At 41.7% G+C, this 21294-nt stretch carries 19 protein-coding genes and 1 other annotated feature; all 19 genes read left to right on the top strand.

All coding sequences use genetic code 11. From position 1 onward, the window contains the following. Window positions 1-500 precede the first annotated feature (500 nt). Window positions 501-571 (top strand) — a sequence feature (ribosomal protein L21 leader region). A gap of 38 nt (window positions 572-609) precedes the next feature. Then, entirely contained in the window at window positions 610-924 is a 315-nt protein-coding gene (rplU, locus tag E4T79_RS07930; protein WP_135029245.1) for a 50S ribosomal protein L21, read from the top strand. A 51-nt stretch (window positions 925-975) separates the two neighbouring features. After that, on the top strand, window positions 976-1269 hold the full coding sequence (gene rpmA / locus E4T79_RS07925) for a 50S ribosomal protein L27 (protein WP_067089616.1): 294 nt from the start codon (window positions 976-978) through the stop codon (window positions 1267-1269). A 1149-nt stretch (window positions 1270-2418) separates the two neighbouring features. Continuing rightward, window positions 2419-3324 (top strand): LysR family transcriptional regulator, encoded by a 906-nt coding sequence (locus E4T79_RS07915; RefSeq protein ID WP_135029243.1) that lies wholly within the window; start codon window positions 2419-2421, stop codon window positions 3322-3324. 1 nt (window position 3325) lies between these two features. Further along, a complete protein-coding gene (gene lspA / locus E4T79_RS07910; protein ID WP_135029241.1) occupies window positions 3326-3790 on the top strand; it encodes a signal peptidase II in 465 nt (154 codons plus the stop codon). Then, complete coding sequence (locus E4T79_RS07905; RefSeq protein ID WP_135029239.1) at window positions 3774-4664, top strand: RluA family pseudouridine synthase; 891 nt, start codon at window positions 3774-3776, stop codon at window positions 4662-4664. Before lspA ends, E4T79_RS07905 begins: the two co-directional genes overlap by 17 nt. A 59-nt stretch (window positions 4665-4723) precedes the next feature. Then, window positions 4724-5059 carry a zinc ribbon domain-containing protein YjdM gene (locus tag E4T79_RS07900; RefSeq protein ID WP_075104709.1) on the top strand — a complete coding sequence of 112 codons (336 nt, stop codon included), beginning with the start codon at window positions 4724-4726 and terminating at the stop codon, window positions 5057-5059. An 878-nt stretch (window positions 5060-5937) separates the two neighbouring features. Further along, window positions 5938-6573: a Pr6Pr family membrane protein gene (locus tag E4T79_RS07895; protein WP_135029237.1), complete on the top strand. Its 636-nt coding sequence runs from the start codon at window positions 5938-5940 to the stop codon at window positions 6571-6573. Between the two features lie 214 nt (window positions 6574-6787). Then, on the top strand, window positions 6788-8584 hold the full coding sequence (locus E4T79_RS07890; protein WP_135029235.1) for an oligopeptide ABC transporter substrate-binding protein: 1797 nt from the start codon (window positions 6788-6790) through the stop codon (window positions 8582-8584). 1290 nt (window positions 8585-9874) lie between these two features. After that, window positions 9875-10405 (top strand): bifunctional pyr operon transcriptional regulator/uracil phosphoribosyltransferase PyrR, encoded by a 531-nt coding sequence (gene pyrR / locus E4T79_RS07885; RefSeq protein WP_135029233.1) that lies wholly within the window; start codon window positions 9875-9877, stop codon window positions 10403-10405. 15 nt (window positions 10406-10420) lie between these two features. After that, window positions 10421-11350 (top strand): aspartate carbamoyltransferase catalytic subunit, encoded by a 930-nt coding sequence (locus E4T79_RS07880; protein WP_135029231.1) that lies wholly within the window; start codon window positions 10421-10423, stop codon window positions 11348-11350. 42 nt (window positions 11351-11392) lie between these two features. Continuing rightward, complete coding sequence (locus tag E4T79_RS07875; RefSeq protein ID WP_135029229.1) at window positions 11393-12481, top strand: carbamoyl phosphate synthase small subunit; 1089 nt, start codon at window positions 11393-11395, stop codon at window positions 12479-12481. A 343-nt stretch (window positions 12482-12824) separates the two neighbouring features. Then, complete coding sequence (gene carB, locus E4T79_RS07870) at window positions 12825-16004, top strand: carbamoyl-phosphate synthase large subunit (protein ID WP_135029227.1); 3180 nt, start codon at window positions 12825-12827, stop codon at window positions 16002-16004. Window positions 16005-16042: 38 nt separating this feature from the next. Continuing rightward, a complete protein-coding gene (locus E4T79_RS07865; protein ID WP_135029225.1) occupies window positions 16043-16357 on the top strand; it encodes a DUF2628 domain-containing protein in 315 nt (104 codons plus the stop codon). A 676-nt stretch (window positions 16358-17033) separates the two neighbouring features. Further along, the gene (locus E4T79_RS07860; protein ID WP_135029223.1) at window positions 17034-17789 is read left to right on the top strand and encodes a class I SAM-dependent methyltransferase; all 756 of its coding nucleotides are present in this window, start codon (window positions 17034-17036) and stop codon (window positions 17787-17789) included. Between the two features lie 627 nt (window positions 17790-18416). Beyond that, window positions 18417-19064, top strand: a complete 648-nt coding sequence (gene pcp / locus E4T79_RS07855; RefSeq protein ID WP_135029221.1) for a pyroglutamyl-peptidase I — start codon at window positions 18417-18419, stop codon at window positions 19062-19064. A 249-nt stretch (window positions 19065-19313) separates the two neighbouring features. Continuing rightward, the gene (gene rpsP, locus E4T79_RS07850; protein ID WP_135029219.1) at window positions 19314-19586 is read left to right on the top strand and encodes a 30S ribosomal protein S16; all 273 of its coding nucleotides are present in this window, start codon (window positions 19314-19316) and stop codon (window positions 19584-19586) included. A 22-nt stretch (window positions 19587-19608) separates the two neighbouring features. Continuing rightward, window positions 19609-19848: a KH domain-containing protein gene (locus E4T79_RS07845; protein WP_135029217.1), complete on the top strand. Its 240-nt coding sequence runs from the start codon at window positions 19609-19611 to the stop codon at window positions 19846-19848. Window positions 19849-19937: 89 nt separating this feature from the next. Further along, the gene (gene rimM, locus E4T79_RS07840) at window positions 19938-20456 is read left to right on the top strand and encodes a ribosome maturation factor RimM (protein WP_135029215.1); all 519 of its coding nucleotides are present in this window, start codon (window positions 19938-19940) and stop codon (window positions 20454-20456) included. Continuing rightward, window positions 20446-21177 carry a tRNA (guanosine(37)-N1)-methyltransferase TrmD gene (gene trmD, locus E4T79_RS07835; protein ID WP_135029213.1) on the top strand — a complete coding sequence of 244 codons (732 nt, stop codon included), beginning with the start codon at window positions 20446-20448 and terminating at the stop codon, window positions 21175-21177. Before rimM ends, trmD begins: the two co-directional genes overlap by 11 nt. Window positions 21178-21294: the final 117 nt, after the last annotated feature.

The raw sequence follows: 21294 nt of genomic DNA, 5'->3' as shown, positions 1-21294 counted from the left end.
GGATTGGGAAAGAACTTGACAGGTAGAAAAAAGAGTTCGTCTTTTTGCCTCCCACAGTTGATTGTGCTATATTTTGAGCTAAAAAAGTGAACAAATATGAGTGAAAGCCTCCAGTGGAGGTTTTTAGCCTCTTCCTCGACACAAAAAGGAACAATGTTTCATTTCTCCCTTTCAATGATCCTATACCGTTGAAGCAGTCAACTACTGCGTAAGATGTTGATATGAACTCTGAGATGTGGAGCGGAGCTTTTTGTTCAGAAAGACAAAAGGCGAACTGTACCTCATCAGTCAAACAGTATTGGAACACATAAAAGATGCTATCGTTAGTGACTGGGGCAAAGGGAAGAATTGGACTCAGTCTTTTTTTGAAATGAAAAGTACCAGTTTTCTTAGGTTATAGGATATTTCCGAACGTTCCCAAAAAACTAGACACATTCTTTGAATAGTAAATACTTGTCAAATTCGAATAAGAGTGGTAGAATAAGAACGTTGACTATGCACAGCCTGTGCAACCGCTCGATCATCGTTTAAGAGGTTCGTCCCACGATGCTAGGCGAGTCTTCACAAAAAATCCGGGGAGAAGTCCCTTAGTATCATAGGAGGTGCATAATGAGCACATACGCAATCATTAAAACTGGCGGAAAACAAGTTAAAGTTGAGGTTGGTCAAGCAATCTACGTTGAAAAATTGAATGTTGAAGCTGGACAAGACGTTACATTTAACGAAGTTGTTCTTGTTGGTGGTGAAAAGACTGTTGTCGGAACTCCACTTGTAGCAGGTGCTACTGTTGTCGGAACTGTTGAAAAACAAGGAAAACAAAGGAAAGTTGTTACTTTCAAATACAAACCTAAAAAAGGTAGCCACCGTAAACAAGGTCATCGTCAACCTTATACAAAAGTTGTTATCAACGCTATCAACGCTTAATACTAGCTTAGCGAAACAACACTCATCACAGAATATTGGAGGAATAACATTATGTTAAACTTGAATCTTGCTAACTTGCAACTATTCGCCCACAAAAAAGGTGGAGGTTCAACGTCAAACGGTCGTGATTCTCAAGCAAAACGTCTTGGAGCTAAGGCGGCTGACGGTCAAACTGTATCAGGTGGTTCAATTCTTTACCGCCAACGTGGTACAAAAATCTATCCAGGAGCTAACGTAGGTCGTGGAGGAGATGATACACTTTACGCTAAGGTAGAGGGTGTAGTACGTTTTGAACGTAAAGGGCGCGATAAAAAACAAGTATCTGTTTACCCTATCGCAAAATAGTAAGGGAACCCCTTACTAGCTTTTACAAGAGGCTGGGAAAAAATCCCAGCTTTCTGACTTTATTAACCGAATTACTTTGACGCAGTGGTTGATTGGCAGATTTGTTCGTGTTTCACACTCTAAATCTGACCTCTACGACTGATGCGAACGAATTCGCTTCATTTCCAATCTCCAACAGTCACTACTCTGGACTGTTGGAGCTATGCGGGGGTGGGAAGACGAACACTTTTTATGTGTTTTGAGTTCTTTCCCACTCCCTTTTTTATGTGTACTTCTGACTATAGCCGTTTCGTTTATTTTTAGTGCTAGGCAACGAGTCGCAGGTAGTACTGGAGTACAGCAAGACGAGTGAACGAAGGAATAAAAATATAAACGAAATGACTATACTCCGTGAAATAAAACGGTAACTCGTAGCCAGCTAGGGAGCAGGAAAGAAAGCGGTATGTAGAAAAAGAGTTTGATTTTTCCTCATTTCTTACATTAGAGGTTCGGGCTAATATCCTCTACTGGATGAAACTCGTTTTTGGATGTTGAGACCCAGGTAGAAAGAGTCACTCACCTGATTATTCCTATCTTACATCGCAAGGTTACTGACCAATAGTAGGAGATTCGCAATAGAGTCTTTCAGTTTCTAGGTGGCGAGAGGAGTTAGGCAAGATAAAGGAGCAACATCATAAGTAAAAACTGAATGACTACAAGATGAGGGAGATGAGTTCAAGAAGTTCTGGTCAAGTTAGTGGTAAAGGTTGGAAAATACTAACTAAATGGTTGAGTCATCACCGTTTTATCCAGCTGGTAGCCCTCAATTTCTGATTTTTAGCATCAGCTACTAAATCCGATGATGAAGATATGCCAAACTGTAAAACCTAGGAAAATTGAATCCTAGGATAAAGGAAGAAAGACTCATTTTGAAAAGTAATTTTTCATAGATGATAGTTTTTACGAGGAAAAAGGTGTTATCATAGCATTGAAAACGGGGACTAGTCAGGTAGAAAGATCCGTTCTGTGGAAATTGTTGAAAAATGCATGCAAGTAGAAAATGCTAATCTGTGATTTCTTCATCTGTACAAGGTGGTTGGGGACTTTTGTCCCATATTCTTACTGTAGATTATGGTATAATAAAGAAGATTTTACAAAGGAAGTGGCAGAATGAATATTCAACAATTACGCTATGTTGTAGCGATTGCAAATAGTGGAACTTTTCGAGAAGCAGCGGAGAAAATGTTTGTGTCGCAACCGAGCTTGTCTATTTCTGTACGCGATTTGGAAAAAGAGCTAGGATTTAAGATTTTTAGTCGTACCAGTTCAGGAACATTCTTGACGAGACGGGGAATGGAATTTTATGATAAGGCTAAAAGTTTGGTTAAGGGATTTGATAGCTTTGAACATCTGTATCTACAGCATGATGAGGGTGAGTCTGAGTTCTCAATTTCTAGCCAACACTATGATTTTTTACCGCCTCTTATCACCGAATTTTCGCAACAATTTCCAGAATATCCTAAATTTCGCTTGTTTGAATCGACTACCGTGCAGATTTTAGATGAAGTGGCGCAGGGGCATAGTGAGTTGGGGATTATTTATCTCAATAATCGCAATACTAAGGGCATTATGCAAAAGCTTGAAAAACTACGCTTGGAAGTAGTCGATTTAATTCCTTTTCAGACGCATATTTATATTCGAAAAGGCCATTCCTTGGCGGAAAAATCCGTGATTGAATTAGCAGATCTGGTGGGATTGCCAACGGTGCGTTTCACGCAGGAAAAGGATGAGTATCTTTACTATTCTGAGAATTTCTTTGATACATCCGATTCATCAGTGACCTTTGATGTCACGGACCGTGCAACCTTAAATGGCATTTTGGAGCGAACAGATGCCTATGCGACGGGATCAGGTTTCTTAGATAGCGAGAGCGTACATGGGATTACGGTGATTCCCTTTAAGGAAGGAAAAGGAAACCGCATGGTTTACGTCAAGCGAGAGGATACAGAATTGAGTCAGTGTGCACAAGATTTTATCCGTGTGATGGAGGCTTACTTTGCCAAGAAGAGAGGATAATATGAGAAAAGTTGGATTTCCACTAGGTATCGTAGGTTTGATTGCCTTGGATCAATGGGTCAAGGCCTGGACAGTAGCGAATATTGCCTTGAATGAGCAAAAGGCATTTATTCCTAAACTGATAAATATTTATTACCTGCGCAACTATGGCGCAGCTTATTCAATTCTTCAGAATCAGCAATGGTTCTTTACGATTGTGACCTTAGTTGTTATGACAGCTACGATCTGGTATTTTATCAAGCATATCAAGGGAAGCTTGTGGCTTTTATCTAGCCTGTCGCTTGTGATTGCAGGGGGAATTGGAAATTTTATTGACCGAGTTCGTCTAGGCTACGTTGTTGATATGCTTCATCTCGATTTTATTGATTTTCCTGTCTTTAATGTCGCAGATATGTATTTGACGGTTGGTGTAGTAGTCTTGTTTATCTATATTATGAAAGAAGAGGAAAATGGAAGTAAGAGTTGAAACAGGTGGAGTTCGTTTGGATAAGGCATTGGCTGACTTAACTTCCTTATCGCGTTCGGTGGCTAATGAGCAGATAAAGGCTGGTCTAGTCCTTGTCAACGGTCAGGCCAAAAAAGCGAAATATACAGTTCAAGCTGGAGATTGTATCCAATATGAGTTTCCAGAAGCTGAAGAAATTGGCTATGTAGCAGAGAATCTTCCGCTTGAGCTTGTCTACGAAGATGCAGATGTGGCAGTAGTGAATAAGCCGCAAGGTATGGTGGTTCACCCCTCGGCAGGGCATACCTCAGGAACCTTGGTCAATGCTCTTTTATACCATATCAAAGACTTATCTGGTATCAATGGGGTCGTGCGACCTGGAATTGTTCATCGGATTGATAAGGATACATCTGGTCTATTGATGGTGGCCAAACATGATGAAGCCCACCAGAAATTAGCAGAAGAACTAAAGGCTAAGAAATCTTTGCGGAAATATGTTGCGATTGTCCATGGTAATCTGCCCAATGATTGCGGTGTGATTGAAGCACCAATCGGTCGCTCTGAAAAGGATCGCAAGAAGCAGGCAGTAACTGCTAGGGGTAAGGAAGCTCTCACACGTTTTCAGGTCTTGGAGCGCTTCGGGGATTACACATTGGTAGAATTAACCCTTGAAACAGGACGAACGCATCAGATTCGTGTGCACATGGCCTATATTGGTCATCCAGTAGCAGGAGATGAAGTGTATGGTCCACGCAAAACCTTGAAAGGATGCGGTCAGTTCTTACATGCTAAGACGCTTGGCTTTACCCATCCACGGACTGGAGAGCTTGTAACCTTTACGGCAGAAGTGCCAGCCGTTTTCCGTGAAACCCTAGAAAAACTCAGAAAAGCCTAGCTTGCTCAATTTGCACCAGCATGGTATACTAAATAAGTAAAAAAAGAAGAGGAGATAACATGGAAACTTTACCAAATTGTCCAAAATGCCAATCAGAGTATGTCTATGAAGATGGCGTTTTGCTTATCTGTCCAGAATGCGCCTACGAATGGAATCCGGCAGAAGTGGTCGAAGAAGAGGGAGTTGTTGCTATTGATGCGAATGGAAATCGATTAGCAGATGGCGACACTGTAACGCTCATCAAAGATTTGAAAGTCAAGGGAGCGCCTAAGGATCTGAAACAAGGCACACGTGTGAAAAACATTCGCATTGTTGAAGGTGATCACAACATCGACTGTAAGATTGATGGTTTTGGTGCGATGAAATTGAAATCAGAATTTGTTAAGAAAATCTAACCAATAGATTTCTACAAGACTTGGGAGTAGGGCGCTTTATATGCCGCTTGGCTCCCTCTTCTTATTTTATAGTCATCAAACAGTAATTTTTTCCGTCGTTCGCTCACCTTGCCCAAGATACGAGGACGTTCAAAAAGCGAATGTACCCTGTGTCTAAGAAACTCTCCGCTGGATAGTTTCTTCCATATCTGTAAAGCAGGCACAGGCTGCAATAGCTACGGTAACATTAGGAAACATGACGGAGAAGCATAGAGAGCGCTTGACCTGTAAATGTCTATTTCCTAGCTTCAAAGGTAGCTGTATTTGTAAGCAAATAAAATTTGCAACGGCTTCGTTTCTTTTTACATAGCTCGTAGCTTGAGATCAATTCCCCAAGATACGAGGGCGTTTAAAAAGCGAATGTACCCTGTGTCTAAGAAACTCTCCGCTGGATAGTTTCTTCCATATCTGTAAAGCAGGCACAGCCTGCAACAGCTACGGTAAAAATAGGAAATACGCCGACGCGTCATCGATGCTAGAAGTATTTCTAACTAAAGGTAGCCACACCTGTAAGCAACTAAAGTTGCAAGAGTTGCGTCTCTTTTTTACATAGCTCTTAGGTTGAGTCCAGTTAAGATGTGAGGACGTTAAAAAAATGTAAGGAAAAATAGGGAATTGAGGCAGATTACTTCAGTAATCAATACGATTCATCTTTTTTCTAACATTTTTAGTCCGAACTCAGTTCCACCAAAATACAAAGCCTCCTGAAAAAACTCAAGGTAAACATCCGTTCTACTTTCGGTTTAGGAGAGGAGATCTTTGCTACCCTTATCCCCAACCTTTCATCACTTTCACAAGTGATGAAAGGTTGGGGTTTAGAGAGTATTAGGAGAAATAAATTGAAATATCGAAGTAAATTGTTTTATTCACGTTATCTGTTACTTGTTCTTGCTGTTATTGGCACGACACTTGAGATTATCAAGCATGGTCTTGGTATGTTGATGTATTATACGGTTCAATCGAACCTTTTAGTGACCCTATTTTCAACTTATATGGTCTATACTATGTATCAAAAGAAAGAGATAGAGTGTCGAGGGTTTCTGCGCGTGAAAGCAGCAGTGACGATGTCGATTATGATTACCTGCATTATTTACCATTTCATGTTGGCACCACTTGCGACAGATTTTTGGAGGGTGGAAAATCTCCTCTGTCACTATATTGTTCCTCTCTATTTTCTTTTGGACACTCTGTTTGTAGATAAGCAGCGACAATACAGGTGGTTTGACCCCGTCTGGTGGACGGCTCTACCCGTTGCTTATCTAGCCTTTGCGCTTATCAATGGCCTGTTTATTAAGTTGCCGATTCCTGATGCCAAAGACAGTCCTTTTGCTTATTTTTTCTTAAATGTACCAAAATATGGCTGGAAGTATGTCTTAACCTATGCAGTAACGATTTTTATCGCTTATTTGCTTGCTGGCTACGGTCTTCTCGTGATAAAATCAATGAGATTACCAAAGTTTTCAAGGAAACAGTAGACTGTTTAAATATTCTAAGTATGTCTGGAAAATTCCCTATTTCTACCATAAGAAGTAGGTTTTTCTTACATTTATATGTTAGAATATGTAAAAATAAAGAATATTTTTGTATAAAAAATACAGAAAAATGTCATTTTTTATGATAGAATACTGGAACAGACATGTAAAATTCATCATGATCTGCTATATATCAAAAAAATTGAGGTAGAACTTTATGAAAAAGACAAGTAAAGCATTTTCACTAGCCGCAATCACGCTCCTGTCGACATCCATCTTGGCTGCATGTGGAGCAAATAGTTCTAAGAGCTCATCATCAGCTGAAACAATGAATTTGAGCTTTCTAGGAGAAGTGACACACGACGGTTCTGCGATTAAGGGTGGACAGTTTAAGTATGCACTTGTGGCAGCTTCAGCATCAACAGGATTATTGATTGATGAATTGGTAGATAATAGTGTGGGTTCAACGTTTGGAGTATTGGTTGATGAGGGAATGTTTGGTTATGATGGTGACCGCAAACTCGATGATTCAGGTCTTGCTAAAGTCGACTTTGATTTAAAAGCTAAAAAAGTTACCGTTAAGCTCACAGGTAAGGATTATAAGTGGTCAGATGGGGAGCCATTTACCATTGATGATTATATCTTCACTATTGAAAAAATGGCTGACCAAGGCTATACAGGAGTACGTTTCGATGATGGTTTTAAAAATATCATTGGAATGGATGACTTTGTAGCAGGAAAAGCAGACAGCATTTCAGGGATTGACAAGGTAGATGATTATACAGTTGTCCTAAATGTTAAAGAAATGTCTCCTTCTATGATGTATGCAGGCGGAGATATTCCGTCTTATGTAGTACCAAAACATATCTTTAAGGATATTCCAGTAGCAGACTGGGAAAAAAGCGAGTATGCACGTGCGACCTCTAAAATCGTCGGCATGGGAGCGTTTAAGATTAAAGAAGTGGTCAGTGGCGAGTCTGTAACCTTTGTTCCAAATGAACACTATTATAAAGGAAAAGTGAAGATAGACAGTCTGAAGATGGATATTGTTTCTCCCGATACCATTGTGTCAGAAATGAAAGCTGGCCACTATGACTATGCAGAAATGCCAACAGATCAGTTAGATAGTTTTAAAGATATGTCTAATATTACTGTACTTGGTACGTTAGCTTCTAGCTATGAATACCTATCATTCAACCTTGGAAAATATGACAAGGACGCAGGGAAGAATGTCATGAATCCGGATGCTAAAATGAATGATGTCAATTTGCGTCAGGCTATGGGGTACGCTCTTGATACGAAGACGGCTGGCGAAAAACTTTACAATGGCTTGTACCACCCAGCCAACTCTCTTATTATCTCATTCTTTGGTGATTTACATGATACTGATTTGAAAGGCTATACCTACGATCCAGACAAATCAAAAGCCTTACTTGATAAAGCAGGATATAAGGATGTGGACGGAGATGGTATCCGTGAAGATAAGGATGGGAAACCACTCAAAATTACCCTTGCAGCTCGTAAACGGACAGAAGCCAACGAAGCTCTTATCCAACAGTATATTGCTTGGTGGAAAGAAGTTGGCTTGAATGTCGAACTCTACACAGGTCGTACCATGGAGTTGAATTCTTTCTATGACACAATTGGAGCTAATGATGCAAATATCGATGCTTACCTAGCAGGTTGGTCCACTGGCTATGATCCAAACCCAACAGGACTATGGGGACCAGAAGCGAAATTTAACTACTCACGTTATGTATCAGATGAAAATACCAAGTTGCTCAAAGCGCTTGGCTCAGAAGAGTCCTTTGATGAGAAGAAAAATCTTGAAAACTACAAAAAATGGCAAGAAAATGCTGAGAAAGAAGCATTTGCGATTCCATTGTTTGAATCTGAAAAGCTTATCGCTGTCAATAAACGTGTCAAATATTTTGATACCAAATACGGTTCAGCTTCTAAATCACCATGGATTGAGGTTGAGTTGACCGCAGATACAGGAGTAGCTGAGAAATAAATGGGTGAGATAAGGATTGGACAAAAGCGCCAATCCTTATTTTTTGCTCATTACATGTTATGTTTAACGCGCATACTCATTCCCTGCAAAAATCAATAGAGCATTTTTAGTACCAGGCAATGAGCTGCAGGCTGTACTAGAGTAGGGCAAAGCGAGTGAATGAAGTAATAAAAGATAAACGAAAGGACGATACTATTTCATAACATTCATAACTAGCTAGCGCATCTTGTTGTATCAATGTTTCAGAGTAAATGAAAAGTAAAGACTGAGGCTGGGCAAAAAAACCATATCCGTTTCCCATAGTTTACATCAGCATCTCAGCGCAGTGGTTGATTGCTGTAGCGAATAATGCCGTTGAAAGTTGGAAATGAAGCGCTGTTTTCTCTTGTTACAAGAGGACAGGCTCAAAATCTTCACTCATATTTGTTCGTGTTTCCCACTCTAAATCTGACCTCTACGACTGATGCGAACGCGTTCGCTTCATTTCCAAGCTCCAACAGTCACTACTCTGACTGTTGGAGCTGTGCGGAATGGGCGAGAAAGGATCTATTCTCAGACTGTTTTAGCCCGAACCTACCTGAACCTGGTATTTAAGAAGTCAGGAAAAACGGAATTCTTTTTTCTATCTGGCGAGTTCTTTCTCGCTTCCCTTAATCATCGAAGTGATGAGAGGAGGTTAAAAATTCAGTAAAGTGTTTTAGGACAAGCTTAGAAACCAAAGAAGAAAGGTAGTTGAGACTTCTAAATCATGTACAGTCATACTACAAAAATGTGGCGATAAGGCTAGCAGCAGACTAGCTATATCTCACTCCTCAAAGCTTGACACTTCCTTGATTGTTGGTATATCTCAGTTGGGTAGTTTTGCAGGAAGTGGCATGCTTAGAATGATAGCTAGTGGGACGGCTGGGGGTAAGAAAGGGGGCATACCTCTGCATCATTCTAAAAATATAAAAATGGATACGGTGTGTATTGATACCTATCAATAGAAAATAGGATTTTTGTTGCTGACATATTATTTGTCTTTTCATAAAACTTCTGTTATACTGGTAAAAATAAATCCTTTAAGGACTGTTCCGTGAAACAGGCAAGGAGTATCAGTTAAAACAGGTTATATAATGGTTTTGTCAACCTCATGTGGAGAATGCGACTTGAATTGCAGATTAAATTGTCATCAGGCAAGGTATCGGTCACATTATCCTAGGTTTCAAGGAACTATCTTGACCTTATTTTCTGAAATCTCCTTGTGGCAAGGAGATTTTTTTGTGCCATTGGGCGAGAAAGGGGTTAGTCATGAAAACCAAAGAAATAGTCGATGAGATGACCATGAAACGGGCTATTACGCGGATTACTTATGAGATTATCGAGCGTAATAAAAAGTTGGACAATATTGTCTTAGCAGGCATCAAGACCCGGGGTGTCTATATTGCAAAGCGTATTCAAGAGCGCTTGAAGCAGTTGGAGGGGATTGAGGTTCCGCTTGGGGAACTGGATACCAAGCCTTTCCGCGATGATATGAAAGTAGAAGAAGATACGACCTTGATGACAGCAGCTATTAATGATCGCGATGTTATTTTAATCGATGATGTGCTTTACACAGGTCGGACCATCCGTGCGGCGATTGACAATATCGTTTCTCTCGGTCGTCCTGCGCGGGTTAGCCTGGCTGTTTTAGTGGACAGAGGGCATCGTGAGTTACCAATTCGGGCAGACTATGTTGGTAAAAATATCCCAACCAGTCGGACTGAGGAAATTATTGTTCACATGGTTGAGACAGATGGTAAGGATTCGGTTTTGTTGTTAGATACCAATGAGGTAAAATAAGAGGTAGGTTTTGAGATGCCAATCATTGATGAAAAAGTGTCACTCCAGCATGTAGTGACCATGGAAAGTCTGTCTAATGAAGAGGTTATGGGGTTGATTGAGCGGGGCTTAGCTTTTAAAAGAGGAGCGACAGCAGCTATTTCTCCAAAAGCTTATGTATCTAATCTCTTCTTTGAGGATTCGACACGGACTCATAAGTCATTTGAAATGGCAGAGTTGCGTCTGGGTCTCAATATGATTGATTTTGATGCTAAAACCAGTTCAGTTAATAAGGGTGAAACCTTATACGATACGATTTTGACTATGAGCGCCCTGGGAGTGGACATTTGTATCATTCGCCATTCAGAAGTAGATTACTATCAAAAACTGATTGATAGTCCGACGATTACGGCTTCTATTGTCAATGGAGGAGATGGTTCGGGTCAACACCCTAGTCAGTCTCTCCTGGATTTGATGACTATTTATGAGGAATTTGGCTATTTTGAGGGGTTGAAGATTATGATTGTGGGTGATTTGACCCACTCACGCGTCGCTAAGTCTAATATGCAGATTTTAAAACGCTTGGGGGCAAGTTTGTTCTTTGCGGGTCCTAGCGAGTGGTATACAGAAGAATTTGATGTTTACGGTCAGCATGTATCCTTGGATAAAATGGTCGATCAGGTAGATGTTTTGATGTTCTTGCGTGTTCAGCATGAGCGCCATAATGGCGATAAGAGTTTTTCTAATGAAGAATACCACCGTCTATATGGTTTGACACAGGAGCGCTATGCACGCATGAAAGATACAGCCATCATTATGCACCCGGCTCCCGTCAATCGCGATGTGGAAATTGCAGATGATTTGGTGGAAGCACCTAAATCACGGATAGTCCGACAGATGCAAAACGGTGTCTTTGTCCGCATGGCTATTTTAGAAGCTGTTTTATATGCAAGGGCTAATAAATAGGGGCGTTAACAGGATCTAGAGGGAGCAGATGAGGAAGAAAATATGGCAAAAAGATTGTTAATTTTAGAAGACGGAACGATTTTTGAGGGCGAAGCTTTCGGTGCAGATATTGCAGTGACAGGGGAGATTGTATTTAATACAGGGATGACAGGCTACCAAGAGTCCATTACCGACCAGTCTTACAACGGTCAAATCCTGACCTTCACCTATCCTTTAGTAGGAAATTATGGGGTGAACCGTGATGACTATGAGTCTATTACACCGACTTGTAAGGGTGTGGTAGTCCGTGAATGGGCACGCAGAGCTAGCAACTGGCGGCATCAGCTGACCTTAGATGAGTTTTTAAAGGCCAAGAAAATCCCTGGTATTTCAGGAATTGATACACGCACCCTTACCAAGATTATCCGCCAGCATGGAACCATGCGGGCGACTTTAGCAGATGAGGGAGATTCAGTAGAGCATTTATTGGATCAACTGCGGGCAACGGTGCTTCCAACCAATAATATTGCGCAAGTTTCTACAAAAACAGCCTATCCTGCACCAGGGATTGGGCGTAATATCGTCTTGGTAGATTTCGGTCTTAAGCATTCTATTTTACGGGAACTTTCAAAGCGGGACTGTAATATTACCGTGGTTCCATTTAATACGACTGCTGAGGAAATTTTAAACCTAGCACCAGATGGTGTTATGCTTTCAAATGGTCCCGGGGATCCAGACGATGTGCCAGAGGCTTTAGAGATGATTCGCAGTATTCAAGGAAAAATCCCGATTTTCGGAATTTGTATGGGGCATCAGTTGCTGGCTAAGGCGAATGGGGCTAGTACGTACAAGATGAAATTTGGTCATCGAGGTTTTAACCATGCTGTTCGGGAAATTGCAACAGGTCGTGTTGACTTTACTTCTCAAAACCATGGCTTTGCGGTAGCGCGCGAAAACTTGCCAGATTGCTTGATGATTACTCATGAAGAAATTAACGATAAATCGGTCGAAGGGGTTCGACATCGCTACCAACCAGCTTTTTCTGTCCAATTCCACCCTGATGCGGCACCTGGTCCACATGATGCTAGCTACCTATTTGATGACTTCATGGAATTGATTGATGCCTTTCAAGCAGAAACATACACGTCATAGGAATCTTACTCATAGGCGAGAGGTTTTGATTCCAGAGGTCGGTTTTTCGACAATCAAGGCAGTTTTTGGAAAGAATATAGGCTGTAGTAAAAAGAAGCCTGAGTATATAGGATGCTGGCTTTGAATGAAAGTGTTGAGCTATGAATACAGGTTCTAAGAAAAGAAGTATTTAATGGCAGCCTGAGAGCTGACGAATAGAAAGGAGAAACAAAGGGTAGTGTATTTAGGGAACTGAATACGGACTACGAACTTGGTCAAAAAGATAGTGTTCCTCAGAATCCATGGTTCTGCGGCAAAACTCTGATTGTGACTGTGTTTGTTATACGCCCTTTATATCTTAATTATGCCAAAACGTAGTGATATTAAAAAAATTATGGTGATTGGGTCTGGTCCGATTATTATTGGTCAGGCTGCGGAGTTTGATTATGCGGGAACGCAGGCTTGTCTTGCTTTGAAAGAAGAAGGTTATAGTGTGGTCTTGGTCAATTCTAATCCAGCAACCATTATGACCGATAAGGAGATTGCAGATAAGGTTTATATTGAACCGATTACCTTTGAATTTGTCTCTCGTATATTACGAAAAGAGCGTCCAGATGCGCTCCTGCCAACCTTGGGTGGTCAGACAGGCCTTAATATGGCTATGGAATTGTCCAAGGCAGGTATCCTAGACGAGCTGGGAGTTGAATTGCTGGGTACGAAATTATCAGCGATTGACCAGGCAGAAGACCGTGATTTGTTCAAGCAGTTAATGGAAGACTTGGGACAACCCATTCCAGAATCTGAAATCGTAAACACCATTGAAGAAGCAATCACATTTGCTGGTTCCATTGGCTATCCTGTCATTGTCCGTCCTGCCTTTACCCTTGGGGGAACTGGTGGTGGTATGTGTGCCAATGAAGAAGAACTCCGTGAAATTGCGGAAAATGGTCTGAAATTGTCTCCAGTGACCCAATGTTTGATCGAACGCTCGATTGCTGGCTTTAAGGAAATCGAATACGAAGTGATGCGTGATAGTGCAGACAATGCTCTTGTTGTGTGTAATATGGAAAACTTTGATCCTGTGGGCATTCATACAGGGGATTCGATTGTATTTGCACCGACACAGACCCTATCTGATATTGAAAACCAGATGTTGCGGGATGCAAGCTTGAGCATTATCCGTGCGCTGAAGATTGAGGGGGGCTGTAATGTGCAGTTGGCTCTTGATCCGCATAGCTTTAAATATTATGTTATCGAGGTCAATCCGCGCGTGTCTCGCTCGTCTGCCCTTGCCTCAAAAGCAACGGGTTACCCGATTGCTAAGCTAGCAGCCAAGATTGCAGTTGGTTTGACCCTGGATGAAATGATGAACCCTGTAACAGGCTCGACTTATGCTATGTTTGAGCCAGCGCTGGATTATGTTGTTGCAAAAATCCCACGCTTTCCATTTGATAAATTTGAAAAAGGTGAGCGCCGCTTGGGAACGCAGATGAAAGCAACAGGTGAGGTCATGGCGATTGGGCGAACCATTGAAGAGAGCCTTTTAAAGGCCTGCCGGTCGCTTGAAATCGGTGTTTACCACAACGAAATGAAAGACTTGGTTGAGGTGACAGACGATGTCCTTGTTGAAAAGATTGTAAAAGCCCAAGACGATCGTCTTTTCTATGTATCTGAGGCGCTTCGTCGTGGATTTACGGTGGAAGAAATTGCTAATCTAACCAAGATTGATGTCTTTTTCTTGGATAAATTGCTTCATATTGTCGAGTTAGAAGCCACCTTAGTGGAAAATGTCGGAAATGTGGCTATCTTAAAGACTGCCAAGCAAAACGGTTTTGCGGATCGTAAGATTGCTGAATTGTGGCAACAGACTACAGATCAAGTTCGACAGTTCCGCTTGGAAAATGGCATCGTTCCAGTTTATAAAATGGTTGATACGTGTGCAGCCGAGTTTGAAAGTGCGACACCGTACTTCTATTCGACCTATGAGTGGGAAAACGAGTCCATTCGTTCTGAAAGAGAATCAGTCCTTGTCTTGGGGTCAGGCCCAATTCGGATTGGACAAGGGGTTGAGTTTGACTATGCGACTGTTCACTCAGTAAAAGCCATTCAAGCAGCGGGTTATGAAGCGATTATCATGAATTCAAACCCAGAGACGGTGTCTACTGATTTTTCTGTATCGGACAAGCTCTATTTTGAACCCTTGACGGTTGAAGATGTTATGAATGTAATCGAGCTGGAGCAGCCGCTCGGTGTCATTGTCCAATTTGGTGGGCAAACTGCGATTAATTTGGCAGAACCATTGTCAAAAGCGGGAGTGCGGATTATCGGTACCCAAGTTGCAGACTTGGACCGTGCAGAAGACCGTGATTTGTTTGAAAAAGCCTTGAAAGATCTCGGGATTCCACAGCCACCAGGGCAGACTGCAACCAATGAGGAGCAAGCAGTTGAAGCGGCTCGTAAGATTGGCTTTCCTGTTCTTGTGCGACCATCCTATGTTCTTGGTGGACGGGCTATGGAAATCGTTGAAAATGAGACTGATTTGCGCAGCTATATGCGGACAGCTGTAAAAGCAAGTCCTGAGCATCCTGTTCTTGTTGATTCTTATATTGTGGGACGGGAGTGCGAGGTTGATGCTATTTCGGATGGTAGAGATGTCCTTATTCCAGGAATTATGGAGCATATCGAACGTGCAGGTGTTCATTCTGGAGACTCTATGGCGGTCTATCCTCCGCAGACGCTATCAAAAGAAATACAAGCGACCATTGCAGATTATACCAAGCGTTTGGCGATTGGGCTGAACTGTATTGGCATGATGAATATTCAGTTTGTCATCAAAGATGACATCGTCTATGTCATTGAGGTTAATCCACGTGCTAGCCGTACGGTACCATTCTTGTCGAAAGTGACAGATGTTCCAATGGCGCAGGTAGCGACCAAGCTTATCTTGGGGCAAACGTTAGCAGCATTAGGTTACGAAGATGGCTTGTATCCAGAATCGGCTAATGTCCATGTTAAAGCACCAGTCTTCTCCTTTACCAAACTAGCTAAGGTTGATAGTCTCTTAGGTCCCGAGATGAAATCAACGGGTGAAGTGATGGGGACAGATAGAACCCTCGAAAAAGCTCTTTACAAGGCCTTTGAAGCCAGTCATTTCCATCTAGAAGAATTTGGAAATGTGGTCTTTACAATTGCGGATGAGAGTAAGGAGGAGGCACTTGGACTAGCGAAGCGATTTGAGGCAATCGGCTACAGTATTTTTGCGACAGAAGGAACAAGCGACTTCTTCAAGGCAAATGGGTTAGAATCCACTGCTATCAATAAATTGGGCGAGGGTGAAGATAATGATATTCCCGCTCTTGTTCGCAAAGGTCAGGTACAGGCGATTATCAATACAGTAGGAACCAAACGTGTAGCAGAAGGCGACGGACAAGTCATCAGAAGTTCTGCTATTGAAACGGGGACACCGCTCTTTACAGCCCTTGATACAGCAGAAGCAATGTTACAAGTCTTAGAGAGTCGGAGCTTTACAACGAATGTTCTTTAGGTTATAATGGTTCACAGTAAAATGCTGAGGTGAGGCTAATGAAAATTAATTTAGTGAGTCCAGCTGGACAAATAAACCAAGCACCTGTTGGTTTTTCTTGGACAGCTTTCTTCTTTGGTTTCTTTGTCCCTTTGTTCCGTAAGGATTGGAAGTGGACAGGAATCATGTTTGGTGTAGGTCTAGTCGTTGGAACGCTTGGTTATCGGTTAGGAATTTCTTATTTAGGTATTGGAGTAGGAGTTGTTTGGGGAATGCTCTATAACAAACTCTATATCAAAGAACTTCTTGCAAAGGGTTGGACACCAGCGACAGACTTGGATGCAGAAGTCATTCGCACAAAAGTAACATCCTAACAGAAGATAGTAGGAGGAGCGGAAAAGAGTTTGTTTTTCCGCACTTCTTACATGCTAGGTTTAGGATGCAATGGTCTATCCCTAGACTGTTTCACTCCTAGTTAAACAGTTACATTCCCAATTTTGTCGGAGCTATAGCAAGACGAACTTTGCTTACGAAGTGGGCTATGTCTTGGGGTTTAATGGCTTTTGTATCCTGTTTGAACCTAAAGATAAAGAAATGAAAAAAGTCGAGACTTTGCAAGGAAGATGAAGTCTCGTTCTTTTTCTTGTCGGGAATATGGACGACGGGCGAAAGTATGACCTATTGGAACGTCCTTTCCTTACTAACTGTAGAGTGCGGCAAAGCGAGTTGCCTAGTACTAAAAGTAAACGAAATGACTATATCAACTGTTGATTTTTATAGAGTATACAATAGAAGTGATATACATGACAAAGGTATGAAAGTTTTTAGAGTGAGACCTACCGTACATTTTTGAATTGTGAAGGTCTTCGTTCTCTAAAAAGTGTGAACAGTGTATCGTGTTCATCTATAGGAATGCTTTTTATAAAATCTTTGGTTCATCAATAAAGGTTTAGAAATGGTCACTTTCTGCATTTGTTGTGATTGAAATAAGAGGTTTAAGATGAGAGATGACTTCGACAGAAGTCTTCTTTTTTGGTATACTGGCAGTATATGAAATGGATTATTACAACAAGTCTTGGTATGGACGAACGATTAGTGGCGCGCGCAAAAGCCCTTGCTCAGTCTTTTGGTGTGGTCTATGTGGAGCGTGGGAAAGCTTCTATCAAAAAACTTCAGAACCAGTACGGGCATATTTTGGTGCTGTACCAGGATAGGATAGTCTTTGAGCAACTGGGAGGGAAGCGTTTCTTTTTCCACCCAGATACAGCGCTTTTACGAATCAAATCAAACCATGATCCCTTGCTTGATCTCATTGGTGAAAGTTCCAAAACAATTTGTGATTGCACGATGGGATTAGCATCGGACAGTATTGTCATGGCAAGTGCAGGTCATCGAATAACAGCAGTAGAATCTTCCAGGCTGATTGCCTTTATCGTCAGTCAAGGGTTGAAACATTTTGATACAGGAAATCACAAGGTCAATGAGGCTATGCGCTCCATTGAAGTGGTGGAAATGGATAGTCTTTCCTTTTTACGCCAGCAACCCAGCCAATCCTTTGACATTCTTTATTTTGACCCTATGTTTTCAGAAGTGATTAGCGAATCGCAGAACTTATCAGGTCTTACAGGACTTGCTAATCCTGCCCGCTTAACAGAAAAGATACTGGCAGAAGCTAAGCGGGTGGCACGAGAAAAAATTATTCTGAAAGCACACTTTAGGGATACGGTTTTTGAAGATTTGGGCTTTACCCGCTTGGTTCGTTCTAATCAAAAATTCCACTATGGTATTAAGATACGAGGGCGTTAAAAAAGCGAAAGAAAAATAGGAAATAGGACGAGTGAAAAGCTCCTGTGGAGGTTTTCAGCCTACTTCCTAGAAAGCATTTGCCCCCACAAACGTCTATTTCCCGCCTCCAAAGGTATAGCCTACCTTAAGATACCAAAGCCGTAAAACGAGCAAAGAAAAAATAGGCGGCCGAACAGAAGCGGAACGCTTCGTAGTGAGACCCCTGCGAGGCTATCTAGGCTCGTCACAAATGAAATGCAGGGAGGAGCCAGCAAGCTACCGCATTGCGGCCGAACAGAAGCGGACCGCTTCGTAGTGAGACCCCTGCGAGGCTATCTAGGCTCGTCACAAATGAAATGCAGGGAGGAGCCAGCAAGCTACCGCATTGCGGCCGAACAGAAGCGGACCGCTTCGTAGTGAGACCCCTGCGAGGCTATTTAGGCTCGTCACAAATGAAATGCAGGGAGGAGCCAGCAAGCTACCGCTAAACAATCGAAGCAGGTTGGCTTGTGACAACTAAAGGTGGCCGTGTGTAAGGAAACCTTGCAACAGCTTTTGTTTTATCCTCAACCGTTCACTATTTTTATTGTGAAAGCCAGTCAGATATGGATAGCGATAACCTAGTATAAAAAAGCAAAGGAGTGTAGTATGAAGATTCTTATAACAGCTTTTGATCCTTTTGGTGGAGAGCCCGTCAATCCAGCCTTGGAGGCAGTAAAGCAGTTGCCAGCAAGTATTGCTGGTGCCCTAGTAAAGTGGATAGAAGTTCCGACTGTTTTCTATAAGTCTGCTCAGGTTTTGGAAGAACAAATCGTTGAATATCAACCAGATATTGTATTGTGTATCGGTCAAGCAGGGGGACGTTTTGGCTTAACACCGGAACGGGTTGCTATCAACCAAGATGATGCCCGTATTCCAGATAACGAGGGGAATCAGCCGATTGACGTTGCGATTCGTGAAGATGGGGAAGCTGCCTACTTTACGACCTTACCGATTAAGGCGATGGTCGAAGCAGTCAAAGCAGCCGGGTTACCATCATCTGTATCAAATACTGCGGGAACCTTTGTTTGCAATCACTTGATGTATCAAGCCTTGTATTTGGCTGACAAGAAATTTCCAGGTCTGAAAGCAGGCTTCATGCACATACCCTTTATGACGGAGCAGGTCATAGATAAGCCCCAAACTGCTTCTATGAGTTTGACCGATATCGTCAGAGGAATCGAAGTAGCAATTTCTGCTATTGTGTCTTACCATGATAAGGAAGACATCAAGGCAGTTGGTGGAGAAACGCAGTAGCTTTGACGACTTGACGAATAGTAATCAATAAAAATGAGTAGGTGTCAAGTTTTTTTCTTGACACCTTTTTAAAATCTGATATAATAGAAGATGTGATAAGTAGTTTATACTCACTAAATCAACCATAGCAATTCATGCACGTTCGAATGTTTCTAAGTTTAGGGACAAATGAAACGAGCTTAAAGTTAAGATTTGTTTAGTGTGAGCTATTTCACCGATACACTATAAAAGAAAAGAGATTCATAGAAAATGGCAGTAAAAATCCGTTTAACTCGTATGGGTTCTAAGAAAAAACCTTTCTACCGTATTAACGTAGCAGACTCACGTGCACCACGTGACGGACGTTTCATCGAAACAGTTGGAACTTATAACCCACTTGTTGCTGAAAATCAAGTAACTTTGAAAGAAGACCGTGTTCTTGCATGGTTGGCAAATGGTGCACAACCTTCTGATACCGTTCGCAACATCCTTTCAAAAGCAGGAGTAATGAAGAAATTCCACGACTCAAAATTCTCAAAATAAAACGAACTGAGAGAGAACACTTATGGACATGATTGAAAATCTGATTATTGCAATTGTGAAACCTTTAATTTCACAGCCGGATAGCTTGACGATAAAAATCGTTGATACTCCTGAGTTTTTAGAATATCACTTGGACTTAGAGAAGTCTGATATTGGTCGTGTTATCGGCAGAAAAGGACGCACAATTTCTGCGATTCGAACGATTGTTTATTCTGTTCCGACAAGTGATAAAAAAGTTCGTCTTGTAATTGATGAAAAGTAAAAGTAGCGGATTTTCCGCTCTTTTTGTTGTCTTGAGAAAATAGCTCAAACATGATACAATAAGGCATATTATAGAGTTTTGGAGAGTACATGAATTACTTTAAAGTTGGAAAAATCGTTAATACTCAGGGTCTTAAGGGAGAAATGCGGGTTTTGTCTGTGACCGATTTTGCTGAAGAACGATTCAAAAAAGGAAATCACTTAGCCTTGTTTAATCCCAAGGATCAATTTGTCATGGATGTGGAGATTGCTGGTCATCGCAAGGTTAAAAACTTTGATATTATCAAGTTCAAAGGGATGTACCATATCAATGATATCGAGAAATACCGCGATTATGTTCTAAAGGTAGCAGAAGAAGACTTGGTAGAGTTGGATGAGGGTGAGTTTTACTACCATGAAATCATGGGTCTTGAAGTTTATGAGGGAGATACTTTGCTTGGAAAGATTAAGGAGATTTTACAGCCAGGCGCCAATGATGTTTGGGTAGTCAAGCGCAAAGGTAAGCGTGATTTGCTCTTGCCTTATATCCCCTCTGTAGTTCTTGAGGTTGATAGGGGAGCTGGTCGTATTCAAGTAGAGATTCCAGAAGGATTAGACGATGAAGATTGATATTTTGACCCTTTTTCCAGAGATGTTTGCCCCCTTGGAGCATTCAATTGTTGGAAAGGCTCGGGAAAAGGGCTTGTTGAATATTCGTTATCATAATTTTCGGGAAAATGCGGAAAAGTCCCGTCATGTTGATGATGAGCCCTATGGTGGCGGACAAGGCATGTTATTACGTGCACAGCCGATTTTTGATGCCTATGACCAGATTGAAAAGAAACTGGCCCGCGTCATCTTACTCGATCCTGCTGGCAAGCAGTTTAATCAAGCCTATGCAGAGGACCTGGCTCAGGAAGACCATTTGATTTTTATCTGTGGTCACTACGAGGGCTATGATGAGCGAATTAAGACCTTGGTGACAGATGAGATTTCGCTTGGTGATTATGTATTGACAGGTGGGGAGCTGGCTGCTATGACGATGGTTGATGCGACGGTACGCTTGATTCCAGAGGTGATTGGTAAGGAAGTTAGCCATACGGATGACAGTTTTTCATCTGGTTTATTAGAGCATCCCCAATACACACGTCCCTATGATTTTCGTGGCATGGTTGTTCCAGAAGTTCTCATGAGTGGTCACCATGAAAATATTCGCAAATGGCGCTTGTATGAGAGTTTAAAAAAGACCTACCAGCGTAGACCAGATTTACTAGAAACTTATGAGCTATCTACTGAGGAAGCCAAGATGTTAGAAGAGATAAAACAAGGAGTAGTGGACGAAACCCGATAGTAAGACGGAGAAAATGTTTGCCTCAGTTGTGCTATAACTGGATTTTGTCTATGATTGACAACAGTCATAGGAGAACCACTGAGAATAGAGCAATGGTATGTATTGGAATGAATGCCA

Source organism: Streptococcus sp. LYSM12 (assembly GCF_004569635.1).
Classification (GTDB): Bacteria; Bacillota; Bacilli; order Lactobacillales; family Streptococcaceae; genus Streptococcus.
This window is presented reverse-complemented; position numbering and strand designations above follow the sequence as displayed.

Coding starts and splice junctions, on each gene's coding strand:
- rpsP (WP_135029219.1), top strand. CDS start 19,314: ATGGCAGTAAAAATCCGTTTAACTCGTATGGGTTCTAAGAAAAAACCT.
- E4T79_RS07865 (WP_135029225.1), top strand. CDS start 16,043: ATGAAAATTAATTTAGTGAGTCCAGCTGGACAAATAAACCAAGCACCT.
- pcp (WP_135029221.1), top strand. CDS start 18,417: ATGAAGATTCTTATAACAGCTTTTGATCCTTTTGGTGGAGAGCCCGTC.
- E4T79_RS07860 (WP_135029223.1), top strand. CDS start 17,034: ATGAAATGGATTATTACAACAAGTCTTGGTATGGACGAACGATTAGTG.
- lspA (WP_135029241.1), top strand. CDS start 3,326: ATGAGAAAAGTTGGATTTCCACTAGGTATCGTAGGTTTGATTGCCTTG.
- E4T79_RS07890 (WP_135029235.1), top strand. CDS start 6,788: ATGAAAAAGACAAGTAAAGCATTTTCACTAGCCGCAATCACGCTCCTG.
- rplU (WP_135029245.1), top strand. CDS start 610: ATGAGCACATACGCAATCATTAAAACTGGCGGAAAACAAGTTAAAGTT.
- E4T79_RS07900 (WP_075104709.1), top strand. CDS start 4,724: ATGGAAACTTTACCAAATTGTCCAAAATGCCAATCAGAGTATGTCTAT.
- E4T79_RS07845 (WP_135029217.1), top strand. CDS start 19,609: ATGGACATGATTGAAAATCTGATTATTGCAATTGTGAAACCTTTAATT.
- E4T79_RS07880 (WP_135029231.1), top strand. CDS start 10,421: ATGCCAATCATTGATGAAAAAGTGTCACTCCAGCATGTAGTGACCATG.
- rimM (WP_135029215.1), top strand. CDS start 19,938: ATGAATTACTTTAAAGTTGGAAAAATCGTTAATACTCAGGGTCTTAAG.
- pyrR (WP_135029233.1), top strand. CDS start 9,875: ATGAAAACCAAAGAAATAGTCGATGAGATGACCATGAAACGGGCTATT.
- E4T79_RS07875 (WP_135029229.1), top strand. CDS start 11,393: ATGGCAAAAAGATTGTTAATTTTAGAAGACGGAACGATTTTTGAGGGC.
- rpmA (WP_067089616.1), top strand. CDS start 976: ATGTTAAACTTGAATCTTGCTAACTTGCAACTATTCGCCCACAAAAAA.
- E4T79_RS07905 (WP_135029239.1), top strand. CDS start 3,774: ATGGAAGTAAGAGTTGAAACAGGTGGAGTTCGTTTGGATAAGGCATTG.
- E4T79_RS07915 (WP_135029243.1), top strand. CDS start 2,419: ATGAATATTCAACAATTACGCTATGTTGTAGCGATTGCAAATAGTGGA.
- trmD (WP_135029213.1), top strand. CDS start 20,446: ATGAAGATTGATATTTTGACCCTTTTTCCAGAGATGTTTGCCCCCTTG.
- carB (WP_135029227.1), top strand. CDS start 12,825: ATGCCAAAACGTAGTGATATTAAAAAAATTATGGTGATTGGGTCTGGT.